The sequence below is a fragment of the Pseudoalteromonas sp. ASV78 genome (genome assembly GCF_047806705.1).
GTDB classification, from domain to species: domain Bacteria; phylum Pseudomonadota; class Gammaproteobacteria; order Enterobacterales; family Alteromonadaceae; genus Pseudoalteromonas; species Pseudoalteromonas prydzensis_A.
Genome location: NZ_JBLOPA010000002.1, coordinates 712,709 through 734,015, shown reverse-complemented (window position 1 = coordinate 734,015; position 21,307 = coordinate 712,709). Strand labels below are relative to the sequence as shown.

The following is a 21,307-nucleotide window of genomic DNA, read 5'->3' as shown; positions in this document are numbered from 1 at the left end:
AAGTTTAAGCACATTAACCTGTGTGGTGGGTTACTTTTTGCTGAAAACAAGGGCAGAGCCATGTTAGACAACAACATTAAGAATCAATTAAAAAGTCATTTTGAATCGCTTACTCAACCTGTTGAGCTGCTTATCGCCTTGGATGACAGCAAAAAATCAACAGAATTAGCAAATTTAGCTCACGATCTCGCATCGTTAAGCGATAAATTTACAGTATCGAACAACCCTGATATTGACGCTCGCCGTCCTTCTATGGTTGTTCATTCCACTGAAAAAGATACCCATATCACCTTTGCAGGTGTACCAATGGGACATGAATTCACAAGTTTAGTGTTAGCCTTATTACACAGCGGCGGCCACGCAAGCAAAGCGAAGGCTGAAGACATTGAACAAATACAATCACTGGATCAAGCGCTTAATTTTGAAATTTACATTAGTTTAAGCTGTCAAACCTGCCCGCAAGTTGTACAGGCACTCAATACCATGGCCGCTACCAATAGCCAAATTAAAGCCACTATGATTGATGGGGCATTATTTCAAAACGAAGTTGAAGAGCGCAATATTTTAGCTGTACCAGCTGTGTACTTAAACGGCCAGCCATTTAGCCAAGGTGCGTTAAGCCTGACTGACATTCTAAATAAAATTGATGCAAAAGGTGCTGCACGCCAAGCGGCGTCACTCAGTGAGAAAGCGCAATTTGACGTACTGGTTGTCGGTGGTGGTCCCGCTGGTGCATCGGCGGCAATTTATTCAGCGCGTAAAGGGCTTAATACAGGCATAGTTGCGGATAGATTTGGTGGCCAAGTTGCCGATACCTTAGCAATTGAGAACTTTATTTCAGTTCAAGCTACGCAAGGACCAAAACTGGTTGCTCAACTTGAAGAGCATGTTAAAGAATACCACGTAGATGTAATGCATAACCAACGCGCAGCCAATCTTCAGCGTGCTAATAATGGCTATGAAATTACGCTAGAAAACGGCGCTACGCTTAAAGCTAAGACGTTAGTGCTTGCCACAGGGGCGCGCTGGCGGGAGATGAACGTAGCTGGAGAACAACAGTATCGTGGGCATGGTGTTGCCTATTGTCCACATTGTGATGGGCCATTATTTAAAGGTAAGCCGGTTGCTGTAATTGGTGGTGGTAATTCGGGCATTGAAGCCGCCATTGATTTAGCAAATATCGTTGAACACGTTACCGTGCTTGAGTTTGCTGATACCTTGCGGGCCGACGAAGTGCTTATTCGTAAAGCGAAAAGCTTAAAAAATATTACTATTATTAAGAATGCGCAGACGACAGAAGTACTCGGTGATGGTAAGCGAGTAACTGGACTGACTTACACTGATCGTGTGACGGGCGATAGCAAAGAGTTAACGCTGGCAGGTATCTTTGTACAAATAGGTTTAATACCAAATACTGAATGGCTAAAAGATGCTGAACTTGAACTCAGTCAATTTGGTGAAATTTTAGTTGATGCGAAAGGTGCCACATCGTTACCTGGCGTATATGGGGCTGGGGATGCAACGAATACACCATTTAAACAAATCATCATTGCTATGGGCAGTGGTGCAACGGCAAGTTTAGGGGCGTTTGATTATTTAATTCGCCACAGTGAGCAAAGCGCTGAAGCTGCTTAACGACTCTTGATTTAGCAGCCATATGTTTATGATTTAGCAGCCATACACCCATGACTGTTATTCTCCAAAGTCGCCCTCTCCAAAGGCGGCTTTTTTTGTACTGAAAACAGGGTGCTTATGCTATATTTTAAAAAAAATAATTGGAGAAGTGAATGTACCAAGGAAGTTGTTTGTGTAAAAAAGTAGCGGTTCAAATTGATGGCCCAATCGACAGTATTATTCATTGCCACTGCTCGTTGTGTCGTAAAGCCAGTGGTACTTCATTTGCTACTAACGGGTTTATTAATCGTGCTGATTTTAAAGTAATCAAAGGCAATGAGTGGTTAAGCAGCTTTGAATTTAAACCAGGGCGTATCCGCTATTTTTGTAGTGCATGTGGCAGCCCAATTTACAGTGAAAACCTTGATGATATCCGCAGACTAAGGCTACGTCTCGGTGTGCTCGATAGTGATATTACAGAGCGGCCAATTAGTCATAATTTTGTCAGCTCAAAAGCGAATTGGGAGCAAATAAATGCCGATATCCCACACTATGATGGTTTTGAACCGACCCGCTAAGGTCGTTGGCTGATAGTGTTTTTACACTATAGTAAGCTGGCGCATAGTCTGTGCCGCTACTCTTCGTTATTTTAAAGCAGTTGTTTCCCATTACTTTTTTATTGGTACTGAGCCGCGGTTATAAATTGTTCAAAACTTTCACACCAGACAATCACAGTATTAAAGTCAGCAATATTTATTCCTTGCGGCACTGTCACCAAAAAGTCGTCAAAAGTTTTAACGCTGGCAACACGTGTCATAGTGCCTTTATAAGCCAAAAAATCAGCTTCATTATCAATAAAACGATTGGCCAAATACAATTGATAATCCGGGCCTGGGCTTAATGTACCAGCAAAAGAAATCGCGCTATTAGTCAACCGAACTTCGCCAACGCCATAATGAAAGCTATCGGAGCCTGCCAGATCATCTCTAAACTCACCTTTGTATAATGCCTGCTGTGCATGGTTAGCGAGCTCTAATTGGCTGGGGCCGTCAGGTGCTGTTAATATTGGCAAAGCATATATACCTGCAGCAAAACCAAAGGCAAAAACGATTAAATATGTACATGCTCGGATCAGTGTTTTAGCCATGATCAAACCCCATTAAAATTACACTTTCTATATTCTTTTATAATCTAGTTCAACATTAACAGAAAAGCTAAATACAGATTAATTATTGCAAAAAAGATTACAAAATAACGAGAAGCTTGCAAATTAAGTATTATACTTTAATTTTTACAGGGGCAGTCGTTGGAATACTATGTTAAATAACTACTTGGTTCGTTCTCGTTTGATTGTGTTAGCAATTTTACCGGTAATAATTTTTATGATTACTGCGATATTTTCGATTAACACTATGGGAGGATTAGTCAAAGGAATTGATGATTTATACAATAATCGTGTCGTACCGTTGAAGCAGATAAAAACGGTATCCGATAACTATGCCGTTAATATTGTTGATTTATTTCATAAATATAGGGCGGGCACGGTGACTCAAGCTGCATTGTTGAGCGCTGTTGAAAAAGCCAAAAATACTGCCGATAAAGAGTGGGACAATTATCTTAGTACGGAGTTAACCAACAAAGAAAAAGGCTTAACGGCGACTGTTGAGCAAAAGCTGGCTCCTGTTCAACAGCACCTTGAAAACTTGTTAAGTCAAATACGTAATGGGACCTTTGACTCCCTTTCTCAACAACAGTTTGTTACTGATCTATATAATGTATTCGATCCGTTAAGCGCAAGTTATCAAGCTTTAATAGAGCTGCAATTAAACGAAGCGAATCACTTTAAAAAACAAGCCGACGAAAACTTTGCGTTAGTGAGTCTAGTGATGAAATTATCAGTCGCACTGTTGATTTTTTTGCTGTTAGCCATTGCTTATTTTATTTATCGCTCTATTCAAAATCCATTGATGGCGCTGCGCGATACCATTACGCAAATTGCAAATAATGCCGACTTGCGAATACGAGCTAATGTACTTGGCGAGGATGAAATTGCCGATACTGCGCGAAACTTTAATAATATGTTGTCACGTATACATACCTTAGTAACCGATGTGTCTGGGGCAACCTTGACTTTATCTTCTGCGGCAGAAGAAATGAACTCAATTAGCGAGCAAGTTGCCTCAACTGCAACAGAGCAAGAGCAACAGTCGGCAATGATTGCGACAGCCATTACGCAAATGAGTAGTGCGATTGAGCAAGTGGCACAAAATGCGATGGCCACATCAGAAAAAGCCACTAATGCAGATAGTAAAGCACAACAAGGGCAGCAAGCTGTAGCAGATAACATTAACTCAATCCAAATGTTATCTCAGCTAGTAAATACAAATACACAATTAATAACCGATCTTAATACGCAAACCAATGATATCAATCAGGTGGTAATGATGATCCAAGGTGTCGCAGAGCAAACTAATTTACTGGCTTTAAATGCTGCGATTGAAGCGGCAAGAGCAGGGGATTCCGGCCGCGGTTTCGCTGTGGTTGCCGATGAAGTAAGGCAACTTGCTCATAACACCCAAAAAGCCACTGCGAGCATTAATGAAATGATCAGCAAGCTACAAGGTATGGCTCAACAAGCGGTTGTTGCTATGGGCAACGCCGAAAGTAGCGCCCAAGAAAGTGTCGAGCATGCGCAATATTCCTCACAGGTGCTCACTGAAATAAACCAAGAAGTAACCGAAATTGCCGATATGAACACGCAAGTGTCAACTGCTACTGAAGAGCAGAAAATGGTCGCTAATGAATTAAGCAGTAATATCAACGAATTTAGTGCCAGTATTGCCTCAGTGAGTGAAAGTTCGCAGCAAAATGCGCAAGCATCGCAAGAGCTGGCGTTACTAGCGAGTATGCTACAACAACAAGTTAATGAGTTTAAAATATAACGCTGTGGTGAGCGTACCTTGTCATTAATAGAGTACGAACGACAAGGTACGGTCTAACTTGATACGTTTTTTACACGCTTTGGCTCAGCGTCGTTTTTGTGACAATATCAGCACGATAATAAGCAGCACACTCGACGTTTTATAAACAAAATCATTGTTCTATGGCTGTATGTTTTGCAAGTATTGCGCTGCCGCTGTAATTCCCATTGCATAGCCTGCACTGAGCTTTTTATAGTTTTTGGTGGTACGGCCCACTTTAAAATTAGCGGGTGGCGCAATAATGTTGATTTTACACCCAGCAGGTGGGTTATGGATAAAGTCGATACTGGCATTGTAGTTATCGGCACGTGCTATAGAGGCACGAGCAAGCGCAGGATGAGCTTTATAAAGCTTTTCAGTAAGCCAAGGCGCTTTGCTGGGTTTTTTTCGATAACCAAGAGGTTGCGATAACACCACAGTGATTTCTTCGGCTCCCATAGCAAACGCTTTGCGCACAGGAATTGAATCTGCAACACCGCCATCGGTCATAGCAATGCCATCAATTTCAGGGTAATTACGATAGGCGATAGGTATCGCACATGAAGCTTTGAGTTGTTGCTCCATCTGCTCAGGTGTTGCTTTTAAATATTGCGCCGTTGCTGTGGCGATATCGGTTGCCACGATAAAAAACTCACTTTGCTGCTTAGCAAATGCTGCTAAATCTAAGCGCATATCGGCTATTGTGATTTGCCACAACCAATCTAAATCAAACAAGTGACCACCACGGATAAAGCGCGTTAAATTGATAAACTCAGGCCGACAAGAGTAGTCAGTGATCACCGCATGATTACGCTTGTGTTGTCCGCATAAATAGGCGGCAATATTAGTTGCTCCCGCAGAGACCCCAAAGCACTGTTTAAATGGCTGATATTGAGCTGTTAAAAATGTATCCAGTACACCAGTGGCAAAGATACCACGCATAGCACCGCCTTCTACAACAAGGGCGTGTTTGTTGCTGTTCACCGAATTGTCTCCTTTAACGACTAACATTTAAGTTAATCACTTTGTAGTGCTTCAATTGGATCAAGTTGTGACGCTTTGATTGCCGGATATACACCAAAAATAAGGCCGACTAGCGCACAAATACTAAACGACAGCACGATGGCGGTCATTGACCACGATACTGCCCACTGCGAGTACATTGAGATAATTTCAGACAAACCAATACCAAATACCACACCCAGTAGGCCACCTAAAATAGAAATGGTAAAGCTCTCGGCAATAAATTGAACGCGAATGTCTTTTTGGGTGGCGCCAACGGCACGTAACAAACCAATTTCTTTAGTGCGCTCAAGCACAGTGGCCAGCATGATATTCATAATACCGATACCGCCGACCAACAAGGAAATACCGGCCACACAGGACATGACAATATTAAAAATCTGCTGCGTTTGTTTTTGTTGCGCCAATAACGCCGCAGGTATTACTAGTTCAAAATCGTCGATATCGCTGTGGCGATTTTTTAATAAGTGCGCTAACGCTTGCGCGGCCACTATAGGATCAACCGATTTATCAATTGCCAGTTTTAAACTGCTCACTTCGCTATCAAGTAGGCCACTCTCAAAACGATGCAAAGCCGTGCTCAAAGGAATAAACACTTGGTTTTGCTCGTTACCGAGTTTTACCCCTTGGAATTCTTTTTTCTTTAAATAGGGCGCTTGTAAAATACCAATCACTTCAAACCATAAATGGTTAATCTTGATTTGCTGGCCAAGCGCATCCCCCAGTGGAAATAACTGTTTAGCGGTATTGGCGCCTAGTAAAGCCACTTGTGCAAAGTTTTGCTCATCGGCTTGATTTAGCGCCCGACCTTGAAATAGCTCAAAATGAGACAGCTGAAAATAATTAGCGCTGACCCCCACCGCACGGCTATCACTGTTATTATATTGGCTAAAAATATGATAGGTTTCGATGTTTTTCTGCGCGGCAAAAGCGGTTATAAATGGCAGCGAGTCGTGGGCAACTTCGGCGTCACGCAAGCTCAAGCCTGCGGAGTGCTTTCGCTGCTCTTTTAACTCTTTTTCATCAAACTCTTTAGTATTAACTATAAGGTTATATAAGCCCATGGAGTCAATCATTTTCATTGCTTCGCGCTCTGCGCCTTCACCAATATTTAGCATGGCTATTACAGCACCCACCCCAAAAATCATCCCTAATAGAGTGAGTAGGGTGCGCAGTTTGTGCTGAGCAAGCTCTAAGGTGGTGTCGATAAATAAACTTAAATACTTCATTAGATGTCCTTTATATCTATCAGTGATACCACATCATTGCTTGCTAAGCCGTCCAGAATTTCAACATGACTCAGATTATGTTTACCTAATGTGACGGCTGTTTTTATAAATTCCCCTGCTTTTTCGGCATAAACATAATGGGCATTTTGTTCAGTAAACACACTTTGCTTAGGTACCACTAAACGCTCGCTTTGTGGAGTAACTAAAATACGTGCATTGAGCTTTAACCCAGGGCGCAGTGCAGCGGTTTGCGCAGTAATATTGGCTTTTAGTTCGTAATACTTTTGTGGATCGCCGCGTTTAATCGACTTAGGAAACGGCGATACCTCAATTAACTCACCGCTAAATTGTTGCGTTGGCAAAGCAATCAGTTGAAATTGCAATGTTTGTCCGGCGGCTAAATCAATGGCTTCACGCTCAGACACATACAACATTAATTGCATTTGGCTAACATCAGGCAGTGCGGCTATTTTTTGCCCTGGCCATAAGGTTTCACCGGCGCGGGGTTTTTCGCCGCGCCAATTGCTATTATGAGTTAACAGGCCATCATGTGGGGCAATAATTTCCAGCTGGGATAAGTTCGTGTTGAGCATTGCAAGCTTTTGTTTATATTGATTCTCTTGCATTTTTAATAGCATCAGCTCACCAGCGGCACTTTGCTCAAAGCGGCCTGTTTGCCAATCATAGTAATCATGCTTAGCATTTAAGAACTCAACGTTTTGTTGTGACTCTAAGATATCCAGCTTTGAACGAATACGCTCATCTTCAATCGAGTAGTCTTCGGCAAATTGCTTTTCTTCATTCACCAATACAATGTCATGGTTTAAAATCGCTTTGTCTTTATCTATTTCAGCGGATTTTTGTGCTAAATCTTGTGCGGTTAAGGCAGCCTTATTGGTATTTCTTTGGCTTTGACGACGCATTTGTTCGCCGTCGAAGCGGGCAATCACGTCACCTTTTTTAACTTGGCTGTATTCAGGCATCAGCCAGGCTAAGGTTTGCGGTCCTCGTGTTGAAGCGGGGGCACTAATAATGGTTTCATTCGCCGCAATCAGGTGGCCTTTAGCTTCAACAACCGTGGCAAATTGATGTTTACTGACAGTATAAGTCAGCGCGTTTTGTACTGTGTTTTCTTTTGAGCAACCGCTCAATATTATGATACCAAGTAAGCTTAGACTCAACTTTATGTTCATAATTTTACCTCGTCACCTGCTTTTAAACCGCTTTTAACCACGGCAAGGTTATCGGTAAAGTGGCTGATCTCTATAAATTGTTTATTATTTTCAGTGGTTACAACATAAGGCCCTTGTTGGTCATACTGTATGCTTGCTAGTGGAATACTTAACACCTGCGTTAGCGCAGCGGTGGTGATCTCTAAACGCGCTGTAAGGCCTGGGCGAATAACACTGGTATCAAGGTTGTCAATACTGACGATGGCATCAACAATACGGCGTTTATCTTGTGGTGATTTTTCTCTAAACACTCGGCCTAAGCTGGCAATTTTACCTGACACCACGATTTCAGTACTGCCATCTATGGTAATTTTAACCACTTGGCCTGGGGCAATTTTACCGCTATCTGGCTCGTCTATTTGCGCTTTTACTTGCATATTTTTAAGCACTGCAAGCTCAATAACGGGTTGACCAAATTGTACGCTTTCGCCTATTGATGACTTTTCACCTTCATAATTGGTTTTATAAATCACCAGCCCATCTATCGGTGCTTTTACTTTCAGTCGTGCAATATCTTGTAAGTAGCCATCAACTTCACTTTGTAGACGAGCGACTTTACTTTGCAGCATTTTTAAATTGAGCTCTTTGCTTTGTTGTTGATACGCTTGTTTGCTTTTCGCAAGGGTCAAGTCGTTACTGGCAATGGTAAAATCAATTTGTGATTTTTTCCGTTCGACCTCAGAGCGTGAATTATCAACTATTTCAGCTTTACGTTTGGCTTTATCGTAGTTCATTTTCATCTCGGCCACTTGCAGAGTCAGTTCTTGCTCTTTTATTAACTCTTTGTTTTGGGCGTTCTCAAGTTGTTTTTTAGCGCGCTCTAGATCGCCTTGTTTATCGATTAGTTTGTCACGAACTTGTTTATCGTCGAACGACACCACCACATCGCCTTTTTTTACATGGCTGTTTTCAGGTTGCATGGTTTTTATCTGGTATTGCCACATCCGAGCCACGGCAGGCGGCGCAATGATTGCACTGGTTGATGACTCTAATTCGCCATTCGCTTTAACGTTCAGCACAATATCACTGCTTTTAACGCTGAAGTTTTGCTCGCTTTGCTTATTACAGGCGCTTAATAACAGCGCCGTGCTTATTAATAGCGTTTTAAAATAGAGGGCATTGTTATTCATCTGCACTCGCTCCTATCGTCAGTTTTGCGCTCATGCCGGGTAATAACTTTAACCCTGAGGCGCTGAAATTAAAGCGGGCTCTAAAATAGGCGTCCTTACCCCACTGCAGTCGCTCTTCTGGCTGAGTTGATATTTCAGTTAACTTGGCTTGCAATGGTTGCTGTAAATAGGCATCAAATAGTAACTGCGCTTGTTGACCGAGCGTGAGCTTTTGGTAATCAATTTCGTGCACCCAAGCTTCAATATACAGTTCACTCATGGCGGGAATTTCGGCAATTTTCCAACCTGGCTGTGCTGTCATGCCAACAAAGGCTTTTTCGCCATTCCACGGGTGATTAGCATAAAGCACAGGGCCTGTTCGCTGTGCTTTAATACTCATACTGGCTAGTTGTGTTTTATTGTATTGTAAATTGGTTTCCAATTGCTCAATGGTGAGTAGTTGCTTATTGTGAGCGACTTTATTTTCAGTCTTAACTTGGAGCAGTTCTGCGGATGATTTTTGTCTATTGATCAATGCCTTTTCAAGTTCAAGCTGATTTTTTTGATAATCATAGGTGCTTAAATTTGCCTGCGGTATTGCCGCATCAATCCGTGCTCGCTGCAGTAATAGCTCGGTGCGCTTAAAGTTAAATTCGGCTTCGATTTGTTTTTCTTCATTACTGGTGGTTACTCGAACCAGCTCTTCCTTTGCGGCTTCCAAACTCACCTCATCTTGTTCAATTTCGCTGGCGATAGAGCCACTATCAAACACCACAACCACATCGCCTTGTTGGGCTATGTCGCCTTCTTCCATCATCCACTGTACCTGCACTCGCCAATTATCAGATTTAGGCGCATAAAAAAGTTGCTGCTCGCTGGCTTTGAGTTCGCCGCTCAATAGTAAGTTTTGGGCAAAGCTTGAAAATGATCCGCAGCCTAGTGCTAATAGTAGGCTGGTTTTAATTAGTTGTTTTGTTAGCATCCGCTGTCCTCAATCACCACGCCATCTTTCATACGAATGATGCGTTTTGCATAGGCTGCAATATCTTCTTCGTGGGTTACCATCACTAAGGTATGACCTTGCTGATGAAGCGTGCAAAGTAACTCCATAATTTCATGGGATGTTTTGCTATCAAGGTTACCGGTGGGTTCATCGGCAAAGATGACTTTTGGCTCGTTCACTAATGCTCTGGCAATGGCAACACGTTGGCGTTGACCACCGGACATTTCAAACGGTTTATGATGGGCCCGAGCGCGCAGGCCGACTTTATCTAACATCGCCATTGCGCGTTCGCTGGCTTGTTGTTTTGGCGTGTCGGTATAACGTAGTGGCAGAGCGACATTTTCTTGCGCACTTAAACGGGTAAGCAAATGGAAGGTTTGAAAGATAAAGCCAATTTTTTTATTGCGAATAGCTGACAGGCTTACATCATCAATCTCTTTAATACTTTCACCTGAGAGTAAATAGCTCCCTGACGTTGGCGTGTCTAAGCAGCCTAAAATATTCATTAAAGTAGATTTTCCTGAGCCAGACGCCCCCATCACAGCAACGAATTCACCTTCCTTGATATGTAATGAAACATTACTTAATGCACTGACTTGCGTTTCGCCTACACCATAAGTACGGCAAAGATTTTCGACCCTGATCATACAGTTACTTTAGTTTTTATTATTTGATTGGTTAAACTAGCGAGTTTTATAGCGAGACACAAGTCCAAATCGAGTGGTTAAAGATGCGTCTATTTACCGCAGTTAATTGTTTTAACATTTAAGTGTCAATTAAATCATTGGCAGTTAACAATTGTGTGGTTTTACCGTTGATTTATTGCGTTTAAGCCAAGAATTTTGCGGATTTAGCGAATATTTTTTGTTACAAATAAGCCAAGTAATTCGCTAAAAGAATTACTTGGCTAGTTTTTATGGTAAAAAATCATAAAGCATATTCAGAGCGTCATACGCAGATCAGCTAAATTGCTGCAACCCACATTACGCCGACTTCTTTTTTCACCACTTTTACATGGGTACCGGCGCTCAGTGGTTGCTGACTTTTTAGTTTCCAGGTGATACCTGAGTACGAGTGAGTCGTGAGGCCTAATTCATTAACATCATTATTAAGCACAAAATCAAGCTCAGCAAAGTCACTTTTCACTTGTTTGCTGTCTACGTTTTCTTGCATACGCTTTAGCGGTTTCCACAGTAATAATGCGCATGCGGCGGTTATTAAGGTATTACTCCAAAGTGCGGTGGTTAATGAGTCTTCTAATAAAGCGAAGTTCATCATTAAGCCAGTTGCAAATAATGAGATACCCAAAAACAACAATATAAAGGTCGACATACCGAGTACAGCAACTTCAATTATCAGTGCCAGTACACCTAAAATCATCAGTGTTTGCGGTAAATTATTGGTAATGAACTCCATATTCTGCTCCTTTACAGCTTAACCTTTTTGTTTGGTATTTAAGGTATTAATAATCGACATCGCTTGTACCACCATTGAGCTGGCGTCAGTACCGTTATCGGGTAATAAAACCACTGACGACTCTTTAGCGATAGCTTGTTTGGCGGCAATGGCTTTTGTAGCAAGGTCTAACTGAATCGCTTTTTGACCTTGTTCAGTATCCGCCGCTTCACCGACTTTACGCAGTGCATCAGCTTGAGCTTGTGCAACAGCAGTAATGGCTTGGGCTTCACCTTCTGCACGTAGTATTTGTTCGGCCTTTTCGGCTTCTGCAGCAAGTACTTGTGCTTGTTTTCTACCTTCAGCAACGTTAATGTTTGCTTGGCGGTCACCTTCTGATTCTAAAATTTGCGCACGCTTAACACGTTCCGCTTTCATCTGCGCTTCCATCGCTTCCATTACTGACTGCGGTGGCACAATGTCTTTAATTTCATAACGTAATACTTGAATACCCCAAGGCTCAGCGGCCTGGTTAATAGAAGTGACAATATTAGTATTTAGCACATCACGTTCTTCGAATGTTTTATCCAGCTCCATTTTACCGAGCTCTGAACGCATAGTGGTTTGTGATAGTTGTGTTACCGCAAACACATAGTCATCAACGCCATAAGTGGCTTTGTAAGGGTCAAGTACACGAAAATACAAAACCCCATCAACAGAAAGCGAAATATTATCTTTGGTGATAGCCGATTGTGAAGGTACATCTTGTGCTTGCTCTTTTAAGCTGCGATCAGCGGCAATACGATCAACAAATGGCACAATAAAGTTTAAACCGGCTTCCTTAGTTGATTGGTACTTACCAAAACGTTCAATGAGCCAAGCGCGGTTTTGCGGGACAAATTTAACACTGCTTTTTAGCAGCACTAAAACAAAAATAAGTAAAAACGCTTCAACAGTAAATAACATGTTGAGAATTTGCGCGATAGGGTCCATAGATACTCTCCTTAATAGTGGCCAATACGGCGTGTCACACAATTACTTATGTACTTATTTGCGTGACTAAACCTAGGTTACCATTGAGCTGCAAGCTCACCTAGTGAAAAATCGTGACAAAGTATGTCGGTAAGTTGATTGCGATAGCAATATTATGGCCATGTTTTTTCAAGATGCGCACAAAAAGCATGTGTAATTCTTTGCGTTTAGTAGTTTAAAAGATAAACCTATTGATGGTAAGTTTGATTCATATGGATTAAGTAAAGTCGCCACGATACCTTGGTTTTAACCCTTTATTTTTGCTCTTTAAAAATTTACTATAAAAACAATTAGTTATAATAGGTCGTTTTTTATAAGGTAAAATAGCAATATTTAACCTAATGGCTTGTTGTAACTTATTTTTATGCTGATATTCTATAGTTCACTGCCGCACAGGCAGCTTAGAAAGTAGAGATTCACGCATAAGACAACAAGTAATTGTTCACTGCCGCACAGGCAGCTTAGAAATTAGGGACGCTGACCTTAGGGACGCTGACCTTGTTCACTGCCGCACAGGCAGCTTAGAAATGATAAAGATTACACTGTTTCTATCCGTGAATGTTCACTGCCGCACAGGCAGCTTAGAAAAAGTTGCTGGCAAGGTAATTAAAGTCGTCAATGTTCACTGCCGCACAGGCAGCTTAGAAAGCCAGTAGTGATTTAAAAGAAGTGGTCGAAGAGTTCACTGCCGCACAGGCAGCTTAGAAAATTGACGAAAAAGGCAACATTGAAAGCTTTGAGTTCACTGCCGCACAGGCAGCTTAGAAATACGAAGGCGTTGCAGGGTATGCCAAACAGTTGTTCACTGCCGCACAGGCAGCTTAGAAACATTAAAGTAACAAAGGTTTTAAAGTCGCCTTGTTCACTGCCGCACAGGCAGCTTAGAAAAGCAAAAATCACTTTGCCCACTAACGTACAGTGTTCACTGCCGCACAGGCAGCTTAGAAAAGATTTAGGAAATGAGCACGAAGCACTGCAATGTTCACTGCCGCACAGGCAGCTTAGAAAAGACACGTTTATTTTTGCAAACGTGCCAGGGCGTTCACTGCCGCACAGGCAGCTTAGAAAAAGCGCGGGAAAAGAAGAGCAGGATATATCGCGTTCACTGCCGCACAGGCAGCTTAGAAATGCGCCCCGAAGAAATTGAAAACATAGTGCAAGTTCACTGCCGCACAGGCAGCTTAGAAACGGAAACAAAACACTACTGCGAAGATGTTTGGGTTCACTGCCGCACAGGCAGCTTAGAAAATAGCAAGGGTGCTAGCATGTTTTTTAGTTTTGTTCACTGCCGCACAGGCAGCTTAGAAAGATTACGACTCGCTATTTTATAACGATATGGAGTTCACTGCCGCACAGGCAGCTTAGAAATTACGATGTATGGGCCTGTGCTGACCTCGTAGGTTCACTGCCGCACAGGCAGCTTAGAAAAGCAACATAAAGCCTATTTCCTAAACTTATCAGTTCACTGCCGCACAGGCAGCTTAGAAATGCTGCTCACCGCGAACAAAAACGGCATTTGAGTTCACTGCCGCACAGGCAGCTTAGAAATTGAATACCGAGCAAAATCACTCGCCCAAAAATGTTCACTGCCGCACAGGCAGCTTAGAAAAGTGATCATCTGTTACGTGCCAGCTTGCCGATGTTCACTGCCGCACAGGCAGCTTAGAAATTGAAGAGCTGCTAGTGTACAGCGGAATCACTGTTCACTGCCGCACAGGCAGCTTAGAAAAGTTACGGATAAGTGTACGAGCAACTTCGACCGTTCACTGCCGCACAGGCAGCTTAGAAAACGCATACCCATTAAATGATACAACGTGGTCTGTTCACTGCCGCACAGGCAGCTTAGAAATGTTAACCTGGGCTAAAGCTATAACTGGCACAGTTCACTGCCGCACAGGCAGCTTAGAAACACGCTTGACCCGCGCTAAATTCGCAATCCCAGTTCACTGCCGCACAGGCAGCTTAGAAATTTAGTTATTGGTTACACTGGTTCACCTTATCGTTCACTGCCGCACAGGCAGCTTAGAAAGTTACGTTGATAGCGAACGGCTTGAAAACCAAGTTCACTGCCGCACAGGCAGCTTAGAAAAGCACTAGTAAATCATCGCCGTGGCCGTGATAGTTCACTGCCGCACAGGCAGCTTAGAAAGATTGGTTATGGTGCCGTTGCTTTACTCGGCCTGTTCACTGCCGCACAGGCAGCTTAGAAAAAGTGCTAGACGAAATAACAGCACAAACAGGTGTTCACTGCCGCACAGGCAGCTTAGAAAGAAACAACACGCCAAAAAGGCGAATAAGGTGAGTTCACTGCCGCACAGGCAGCTTAGAAAATGCACATAAGAGAAAATCACGATGGACCATGGTTCACTGCCGCACAGGCAGCTTAGAAAGCGCAAAGTTACCACGGCCATGTGTATGTAGAGTTCACTGCCGCACAGGCAGCTTAGAAAATTACTCATGGCAAATCCTCACTTTAAAAATTGTTCACTGCCGCACAGGCAGCTTAGAAATAGTTATTGCACAGGAACGCGCCGATCAGCGGGTTCACTGCCGCACAGGCAGCTTAGAAAATAATTTCTTTAATGCTGGCGCGGCGGTAGCCGTTCACTGCCGCACAGGCAGCTTAGAAACAATCGTTTGATCACTTCTTAAATCCTCCTGTGTTCACTGCCGCACAGGCAGCTTAGAAATTGCCTTCTAATCCTTCAAACTTGCCCATGAGGTTCACTGCCGCACAGGCAGCTTAGAAACTGAAAACTCTAATAGAGCAAGACCAAGATCAGTTCACTGCCGCACAGGCAGCTTAGAAATCACTGGCCAATTGTAGTGCCAGTGCTTCAAGGTTCACTGCCGCACAGGCAGCTTAGAAAACACCATTGCACCAACACCCCATGCAACCATTGTTCACTGCCGCACAGGCAGCTTAGAAAGCCTACTGGGTCTGGCTCTTGGCCGCTTTGCTGTTCACTGCCGCACAGGCAGCTTAGAAAACCATTCGTGACCAAGTTACCAGCATTTTAAAGTTCACTGCCGCACAGGCAGCTTAGAAAAGTATTTAAAACCTCTGTTACGTATACACAAGGTTCACTGCCGCACAGGCAGCTTAGAAACAATGGCCCCTGGTCTTTTCCTAACTCAGAAAGTTCACTGCCGCACAGGCAGCTTAGAAAAATAATGAGTTGGCAACCTTGGTCGTTTACCGGTTCACTGCCGCACAGGCAGCTTAGAAATGTGGCTTTACATCTAAGCAACTTGACGAGCGCTTCACTGCCGCACAGGCAGCTTAGAAAATTTCACCGGTTCCCACGTCTGCGGTTGACCACGTTCACTGCCGCACAGGCAGCTTAGAAATTTCGCTGTAAGCAGTGTTTGCACTTAGACTTGTTCACTGCCGCACAGGCAGCTTAGAAAAATAGTACCGATGAAAATAAGAGCACCAATCAGTTCACTGCCGCACAGGCAGCTTAGGTGATGAGTGACCGAAACGAAGTTTCGCAGTGCGAAGAAGTGAGGTCATGGATGACCGATGTGACCAAGCTCCATGGATGGATTCAAACGCCGATGTTAATTTAACAACAGTTCACTGCCGCACAGGCAGCTTAGGTGATGAGTGACCGAAACGACATATCTAGTAAAGAGTGCAGCGCGAAGAAGTGAGGTCATGGATGACCGATGTGACCAAGCTCCATGGACGGATTGTTAACACAGAAGGTTATTCTTAAATTAAGTCACTTTCGCGCTAAAGCATGACCTACAACACAGGCAGCTTAGGTGACGAGGGACCGACAAAAATATCGGGAGTATTTTTGAACTGCGAAGCAGACCTTTATGGCGAAGGGCAGGATGCCTAAAGTAAACGACATATCTAGTAAAGAGTGCAGCCTGAGGAAGTGAGGTCATGGCAGATTTTTGTTCCCGACAAAATCTAAGTACCTAAATCCATTTAGGCAATGACCGATGTAACCAAGCTCCATGGATGGATTGTTAACACTATAGTTTGTTTGAAATTCAGTTCATTTTCGCGCTAAAGCACGACCTACAATTTAAAAGCTTCGCTTTTCGCGTGAGCAAGCTCTACGCCTACATTGATAAACACCAAGCTACCAAGAAGCACCTGTTACTATCGTAGGAACTGGTGCTAGGATAAGCCGCAGCTCGTTACCTTTTGTCTTCTCATTCACTTCTCTTTGTGCAAGATGATTTTAAGTGATGTATTCACAAAGAGGTTATGAGGCGCTGCGCTTTAGAGCAGTGATATAAAAAGCTGTTAGGTTCCAGAAAGTGATTAGGTGCTAGGTATCGTATCCCGCGGACTGGCGCGATGCTATCTTTAACCCTTCGGCGCTAAAGCGCTCTCCTACACGCCATACTGCTGATGTTTACGGCGACAATATGCTTTCGCGCTAAAGCACGACCTACAACACAGGCAGCTTAGGTGACGAGGGACCGACAAAAATATCGGGAGTATTTTTGAACTGCGAAGCAGACCTTTATGGCGAAGGGCAGGATGCCTAAAGTAAACGACATATCTAGTAAAGAGTGCAGCCTGAGGAAGTGAGGTCATGGCAGATTTTTGTTCCCGACAAAATCTAAGTACCTAAATCCATTTAGGCAATGACCGATGTAACCAAGCTCCATGGACGGATTGTTAACACCGTGGTTTGTTTGAAATTCAGTTCATTTTCGCACTAAAGCACGACCTACAGCACAGGTAGCTTAGCAACCAATTAAGTAGGTGTTTATCGTTTATCCGCAAATCAAAGCTTGACGTTTGTAACCCAGAGCTATTTCTCATTTACTTCTTGTGCTGCTCTGTTAGGTGCTAAAAACACGAAAGCAGGCTATCTTGAATGAAGTGTAGGTAAATAATGGAGGGTGTTATGCTTTATGACTCACAAGAAAAATATGGCGCGGTTTCACGGTTTTTTCATTGGGTGATGACGGCGCTTATTTTTTGGCAAATGTTAAAGCTATTTGATCGTATTAATGAGGGCGAGCATTGGGTAGGTCAAGTGCTTGTACCCTGGCATATATCGATTGGTGTATTACTGCTGGTACTTATTATTGTGCGCCTTGGCTGGTTTATTTCACAGCGTGTAAATCGACCGCCTGCGGACGAACAGTTGGCTGTTTTTGTAAAAGTAGGGCATGGGCTATTATATTTAGGCATGCTGTTAATGCCTGTGACTGGTCTTGCCTATATGGTGGGTAAAGGCTATGGCTTAACCGTGTTTGGTGTGCAACTAGTTGCAAAAAGTGATGGTATTGCATGGCTTGCCAGTATAGGGGGATTACATCCTTATATTGCATGGACTTTGCTTGTACTTATTGCAGGTCATATAGTGATGGCATTTGTACACCAGTTTATAAAAAAAGATGGTTTATTACAGCGTATGTTAGGCTGAATGAGCTCGTTGCTTGTTCGCAGCAAACTCTCATAGTCTGCTCTTTGTGCAAAAAATAGTTAAGTTCTAGGAAAATGACTAGGAGATCTGCATATTAGGAAACCTAATGAGCTGTTTTTAGCGAGTTAGGGTGATTTCTGATTGCTATTTATATTACATTTTGAGATATTAATTATAATATAATATTAACAGGAAATAGTAACAGATGACTCTGCCCAGTTCTCAATCTGCAAATGCAATCCGCATGCTTGCTGTCGATGCCGTTCAAAAAGCTAACTCAGGTCACCCAGGTGCGCCGATGGGGATGGCCGATATAGCTGCGGTACTTTGGCAAAACTTTCATCGCCACAACCCATTAAACCCTAATTGGCCGAACCGCGACCGCTTTGTATTGTCAAATGGTCATGGCTCAATGTTGCAGTATGCACTTCTTCACTTAAGTGGTTATGATGTCAGTATTGATGATATTAAACAGTTTCGTCAATTACATTCGAAAACGCCAGGCCACCCAGAGTACGGCTACACACCAGGGGTTGAAACAACAACGGGGCCACTTGGTGCCGGTATTGCTAATGCCGTAGGTATGGCAATTGCTGAAAAAACCTTAGCAGCACAATTTAACAAACCACATTTTGATATTGTTGATCACTTTACTTACTGCTTTTTAGGCGATGGTTGTTTGATGGAAGGTATTTCCCATGAAGCATGTTCATTAGCGGGTACTTTAAAGTTAGGCAAACTCATCGCTTTTTGGGATGACAATGGCATCTCAATTGATGGCGAAGTAGAAGGCTGGTTTACTGACGATACGCCAAAACGTTTTGAAGCATATGGCTGGCAAGTTATTCGTGGTGTTGATGGTCATAACATGGCAGCGATTGCCAATGCGATTGAAGCAGCACAAAGTAACCCAGAGCAACCAACCCTTATCTGTTGTAAAACGGTGATTGGTTTTGGTTCACCTAATAAATCGGGTAGCCATGATTGTCATGGTTCGCCACTGGGTAATGATGAAATTGCTGCGGTTCGTGAGCAACTAAATTGGCCACATCCAGCATTTGAAATTCCGCAAGATGTATATAATGAGTGGAATGGCCAAGCCAAAGGTCAAGATTTAGAAAGCGCATGGCAACAAACGTTTGCCGCGTACAGCAAAGCGCACCCAGAATTAAGTAAAGAGTTTAGCCGTCGCGTAACAGCTAAATCATTACCAAGTAACTTTGCAGAGCTTGCTGATCAATACATTGCCAAATGCCAAGATGAGATGCAAAACATTGCAACGCGTAAATCATCACAAAATGCCATTACCTTCTTTGCTGAGCAATTACCAGAATTAATGGGTGGCTCTGCTGATTTAGCTGGTTCCAACTTAACCTTATGGCCTGACGCAAAAGGCTTGCAAGATGACGCTGCGGGTAACTATGTATTTTATGGGGTGCGTGAATTTGGCATGAGCGCGATTATGAATGGTATTGCGCTACATGGTGGTTTTATCCCATTTGGTGCAACCTTCTTAATGTTTATGGAATACGCGCGTAATGCTGTGCGTATGGCGGCATTGATGAAAGCACACAGTATTTTTGTGTATACCCATGATTCAATTGGTCAAGGTGAAGATGGCCCAACCCATCAGCCGATTGAACAAATTGCCAACCTGCGTATGACGCCTAATATGACCACGTGGCGTCCATGTGATGAGGTTGAAACTGCCGTTGCTTGGCGTCAGGCGTTAATCAATGAAGCAGGTCCTAGTGCGTTGATCTTTAGTCGCCAAGGCACTAAAGCAATGCCGCGTGCAAAAGATCAATTAGCGAATGTTGCCAAAGGTGGTTACACCTTAGTTGAGTGCGCGCAAACACCAGAGCTAATCTTAATGGCTACTGGCTCTGAAGTTGAATTAGCGGTGAATGCCGCAGCTGAACTAACAGCTCAAGGCAAGCAAGTTCGTGTTGTGTCTATGCCATCAACCAATCAGTTTGATTTGCAAGATAAAGCCTACCGCCAAAGTGTATTGCCTGTGGGCGTTGCTAAAATTGCCGTAGAAGCTGCACACAGTGATTTCTGGTATAAATACGTTGGCCAAGATGGCGATGTATTAGGCATGACGACTTTTGGTGAGTCAGCACCGGGTGCTGTATTACTAGAGCATTTTGGTTTTACCGTTGAGAACTTAGTTGCTAAGGCAAATGCGTTACTAAACGCTTAAGTAACTCAAGGTTAAGATATTTACCTGAACAAAAAGCCCGCTGATTTAATCAAATCAGCGGGCTTTTTTATGTGTTTAATTTGAGCTCTTGATAAATGATTTATTATCCAGAGCTCAGCTTAGTTAATGATTTAGATTAGCTCGGCTAGAATAGCTTCAAGCTTTTCTTGGTCAATGGCGAATTGACGAATGCCTTGGCTTAGTTTTTCAGTCGCCATTGCATCTTGGTTCATTTCCCAGCGAAACGCTTGCTCAGTCATAGGCTCAGGCGCTGCAACCGTTTCAGTGGTAGTCGTTAGCTGGCGCGCTAATGGGGCATCGGTTGCTGCCAGCTCTGACAGTAGCCCTGGGCTGATAGTTAATCTATCACAGCCTGCCAGCAATTGGATTTCGCTGATGTTTCTAAAGCTTGCACCCATAACGATGGTTTTATAATCATGCTTTTTGAAGAAGTTATAAATATGTGCAACAGACTGTACGCCTGGATCATTAGCACCGCTAAAATCGCTATCAGTTTGATTTGCTTTATACCAATCAAGAATACGACCAACAAAAGGAGAGATTAAATAAGCACCGACTTCAGCACTGGCACGGGCTTGAGCAAAAGCGAATACTAGCGTTAAGTTACAACGAATACCTTGTTGCTCGAGTACTTTTGCAGCTTGAATACCTTCCCATGTAGACGCTACTTTGATCAGTACCCGTGAAGTATCGATATCTTGCTCTTTATATAGCGCAACCAACTCAAGTGCTTTATTAATAGTTGCTTGAGTATCAAATGATAAGCGCGCATCTACTTCAGTTGAGACTAAACCAGGCACTTGTGCCATTAAGTTTGCACCAATTAATACTGATAACTTATCTGCAGCTTTGCTGATCACTTGTGCAGTGTCATTAGTTTGTTGCTTAGCCCAAGCAACGGCTTCAACAGCCAGTGGGCGGTATTTTTCAATTTTAATCGCATTGAGCAATAACGATGGATTGGTTGTGGCATCTTGCGGCTTATATTGATCGATCGCTTCAAAATCACCGGTATCAGCAACCACAGTGGTCATGGTTTTTAATTGTTCTAATTGGCTAGACATAGACATCCTATTTT

15 protein-coding genes, 1 pseudogene and 1 CRISPR repeat array are annotated in these 21,307 nt (G+C 43.1%); of the genes and pseudogenes, 6 read left to right on the top strand and 10 right to left on the bottom strand.

Annotation, left to right across the window (positions count from 1 at the left end; genetic code table 11):
* Positions 1-60 precede the first annotated feature (60 nt).
* Together ahpF and ACMVDV_RS21195 are read left to right on the top strand one after the other, a co-directional pair.
* A complete protein-coding gene (gene ahpF / locus ACMVDV_RS21200) occupies positions 61-1,635 on the top strand; it encodes an alkyl hydroperoxide reductase subunit F (protein ID WP_416159555.1) in 1,575 nt (524 codons plus the stop codon).
* Positions 1,636-1,787: 152 nt separating this feature from the next.
* Complete coding sequence (locus ACMVDV_RS21195) at positions 1,788-2,192, top strand: GFA family protein (protein WP_416159554.1); 405 nt, start codon at positions 1,788-1,790, stop codon at positions 2,190-2,192.
* Between the two features lie 98 nt (positions 2,193-2,290).
* Here the strand turns inward: ACMVDV_RS21195 and ACMVDV_RS21190 are convergent, their stop codons facing one another.
* Positions 2,291-2,761: a DM13 domain-containing protein gene (locus ACMVDV_RS21190; protein WP_416159553.1), complete on the bottom strand. Its 471-nt coding sequence runs from the start codon at positions 2,759-2,761 to the stop codon at positions 2,291-2,293.
* Positions 2,762-2,930: 169 nt separating this feature from the next.
* Between ACMVDV_RS21190 and ACMVDV_RS21185 the strand changes: the two genes are divergently transcribed.
* A complete protein-coding gene (locus ACMVDV_RS21185; protein ID WP_416159552.1) occupies positions 2,931-4,556 on the top strand; it encodes a methyl-accepting chemotaxis protein in 1,626 nt (541 codons plus the stop codon).
* Positions 4,557-4,715: 159 nt separating this feature from the next.
* Here the strand turns inward: ACMVDV_RS21185 and ACMVDV_RS21180 are convergent, their stop codons facing one another.
* From ACMVDV_RS21180 to ACMVDV_RS21145, 8 genes are all read right to left on the bottom strand, one after another.
* On the bottom strand, positions 4,716-5,585 hold the full coding sequence (locus tag ACMVDV_RS21180) for a patatin-like phospholipase family protein (RefSeq protein WP_416159551.1): 870 nt from the start codon (positions 5,583-5,585) through the stop codon (positions 4,716-4,718).
* A gap of 5 nt (positions 5,586-5,590) precedes the next feature.
* A complete protein-coding gene (locus ACMVDV_RS21175; protein ID WP_416159550.1) occupies positions 5,591-6,826 on the bottom strand; it encodes an ABC transporter permease in 1,236 nt (411 codons plus the stop codon).
* Positions 6,826-8,019, bottom strand: a complete 1,194-nt coding sequence (locus ACMVDV_RS21170) for an efflux RND transporter periplasmic adaptor subunit (RefSeq protein WP_416159549.1) — start codon at positions 8,017-8,019, stop codon at positions 6,826-6,828. Before ACMVDV_RS21170 ends, ACMVDV_RS21175 begins: the two co-directional genes overlap by 1 nt.
* Positions 8,016-9,188, bottom strand: a complete 1,173-nt coding sequence (locus ACMVDV_RS21165) for an efflux RND transporter periplasmic adaptor subunit (protein ID WP_416159548.1) — start codon at positions 9,186-9,188, stop codon at positions 8,016-8,018. Before ACMVDV_RS21165 ends, ACMVDV_RS21170 begins: the two co-directional genes overlap by 4 nt.
* Positions 9,181-10,149, bottom strand: a complete 969-nt coding sequence (locus ACMVDV_RS21160; RefSeq protein ID WP_416159547.1) for an HlyD family secretion protein — start codon at positions 10,147-10,149, stop codon at positions 9,181-9,183. Before ACMVDV_RS21160 ends, ACMVDV_RS21165 begins: the two co-directional genes overlap by 8 nt.
* Positions 10,143-10,817 carry an ABC transporter ATP-binding protein gene (locus ACMVDV_RS21155; RefSeq protein WP_416159546.1) on the bottom strand — a complete coding sequence of 225 codons (675 nt, stop codon included), beginning with the start codon at positions 10,815-10,817 and terminating at the stop codon, positions 10,143-10,145. The genes ACMVDV_RS21160 and ACMVDV_RS21155 overlap by 7 nt, the downstream gene beginning before the upstream one ends.
* 316 nt (positions 10,818-11,133) lie before the next feature.
* A complete protein-coding gene (locus ACMVDV_RS21150; RefSeq protein WP_304184403.1) occupies positions 11,134-11,586 on the bottom strand; it encodes an NfeD family protein in 453 nt (150 codons plus the stop codon).
* Positions 11,587-11,604: 18 nt separating this feature from the next.
* Positions 11,605-12,558, bottom strand: a complete 954-nt coding sequence (locus tag ACMVDV_RS21145; RefSeq protein ID WP_416159545.1) for an SPFH domain-containing protein — start codon at positions 12,556-12,558, stop codon at positions 11,605-11,607.
* A 211-nt stretch (positions 12,559-12,769) separates the two neighbouring features.
* Here ACMVDV_RS21145 and ACMVDV_RS21140 point away from each other — a divergent pair.
* The 3 genes and pseudogenes from ACMVDV_RS21140 to tkt all read left to right on the top strand — a co-directional run.
* Positions 12,770-12,847, top strand: a pseudogene (locus tag ACMVDV_RS21140) (type I-F CRISPR-associated endoribonuclease Cas6/Csy4); the annotation flags it as partial.
* Positions 12,848-12,977: 130 nt separating this feature from the next.
* Positions 12,978-16,068: a CRISPR direct-repeat array (repeat unit 28 nt; unit sequence GTTCACTGCCGCACAGGCAGCTTAGAAA).
* Positions 16,069-17,477: 1,409 nt separating this feature from the next.
* A complete protein-coding gene (locus ACMVDV_RS21135) occupies positions 17,478-18,002 on the top strand; it encodes a cytochrome b (RefSeq protein ID WP_416159544.1) in 525 nt (174 codons plus the stop codon).
* 205 nt (positions 18,003-18,207) lie between these two features.
* The gene (gene tkt / locus ACMVDV_RS21130) at positions 18,208-20,208 is read left to right on the top strand and encodes a transketolase (protein WP_416159543.1); all 2,001 of its coding nucleotides are present in this window, start codon (positions 18,208-18,210) and stop codon (positions 20,206-20,208) included.
* Between the two features lie 131 nt (positions 20,209-20,339).
* On the opposite strand, the gene tal is transcribed toward tkt, so the two are convergent.
* Complete coding sequence (gene tal, locus ACMVDV_RS21125; RefSeq protein WP_416159542.1) at positions 20,340-21,293, bottom strand: transaldolase; 954 nt, start codon at positions 21,291-21,293, stop codon at positions 20,340-20,342.
* Between the last annotated feature and the right edge of the window lie 14 nt (positions 21,294-21,307).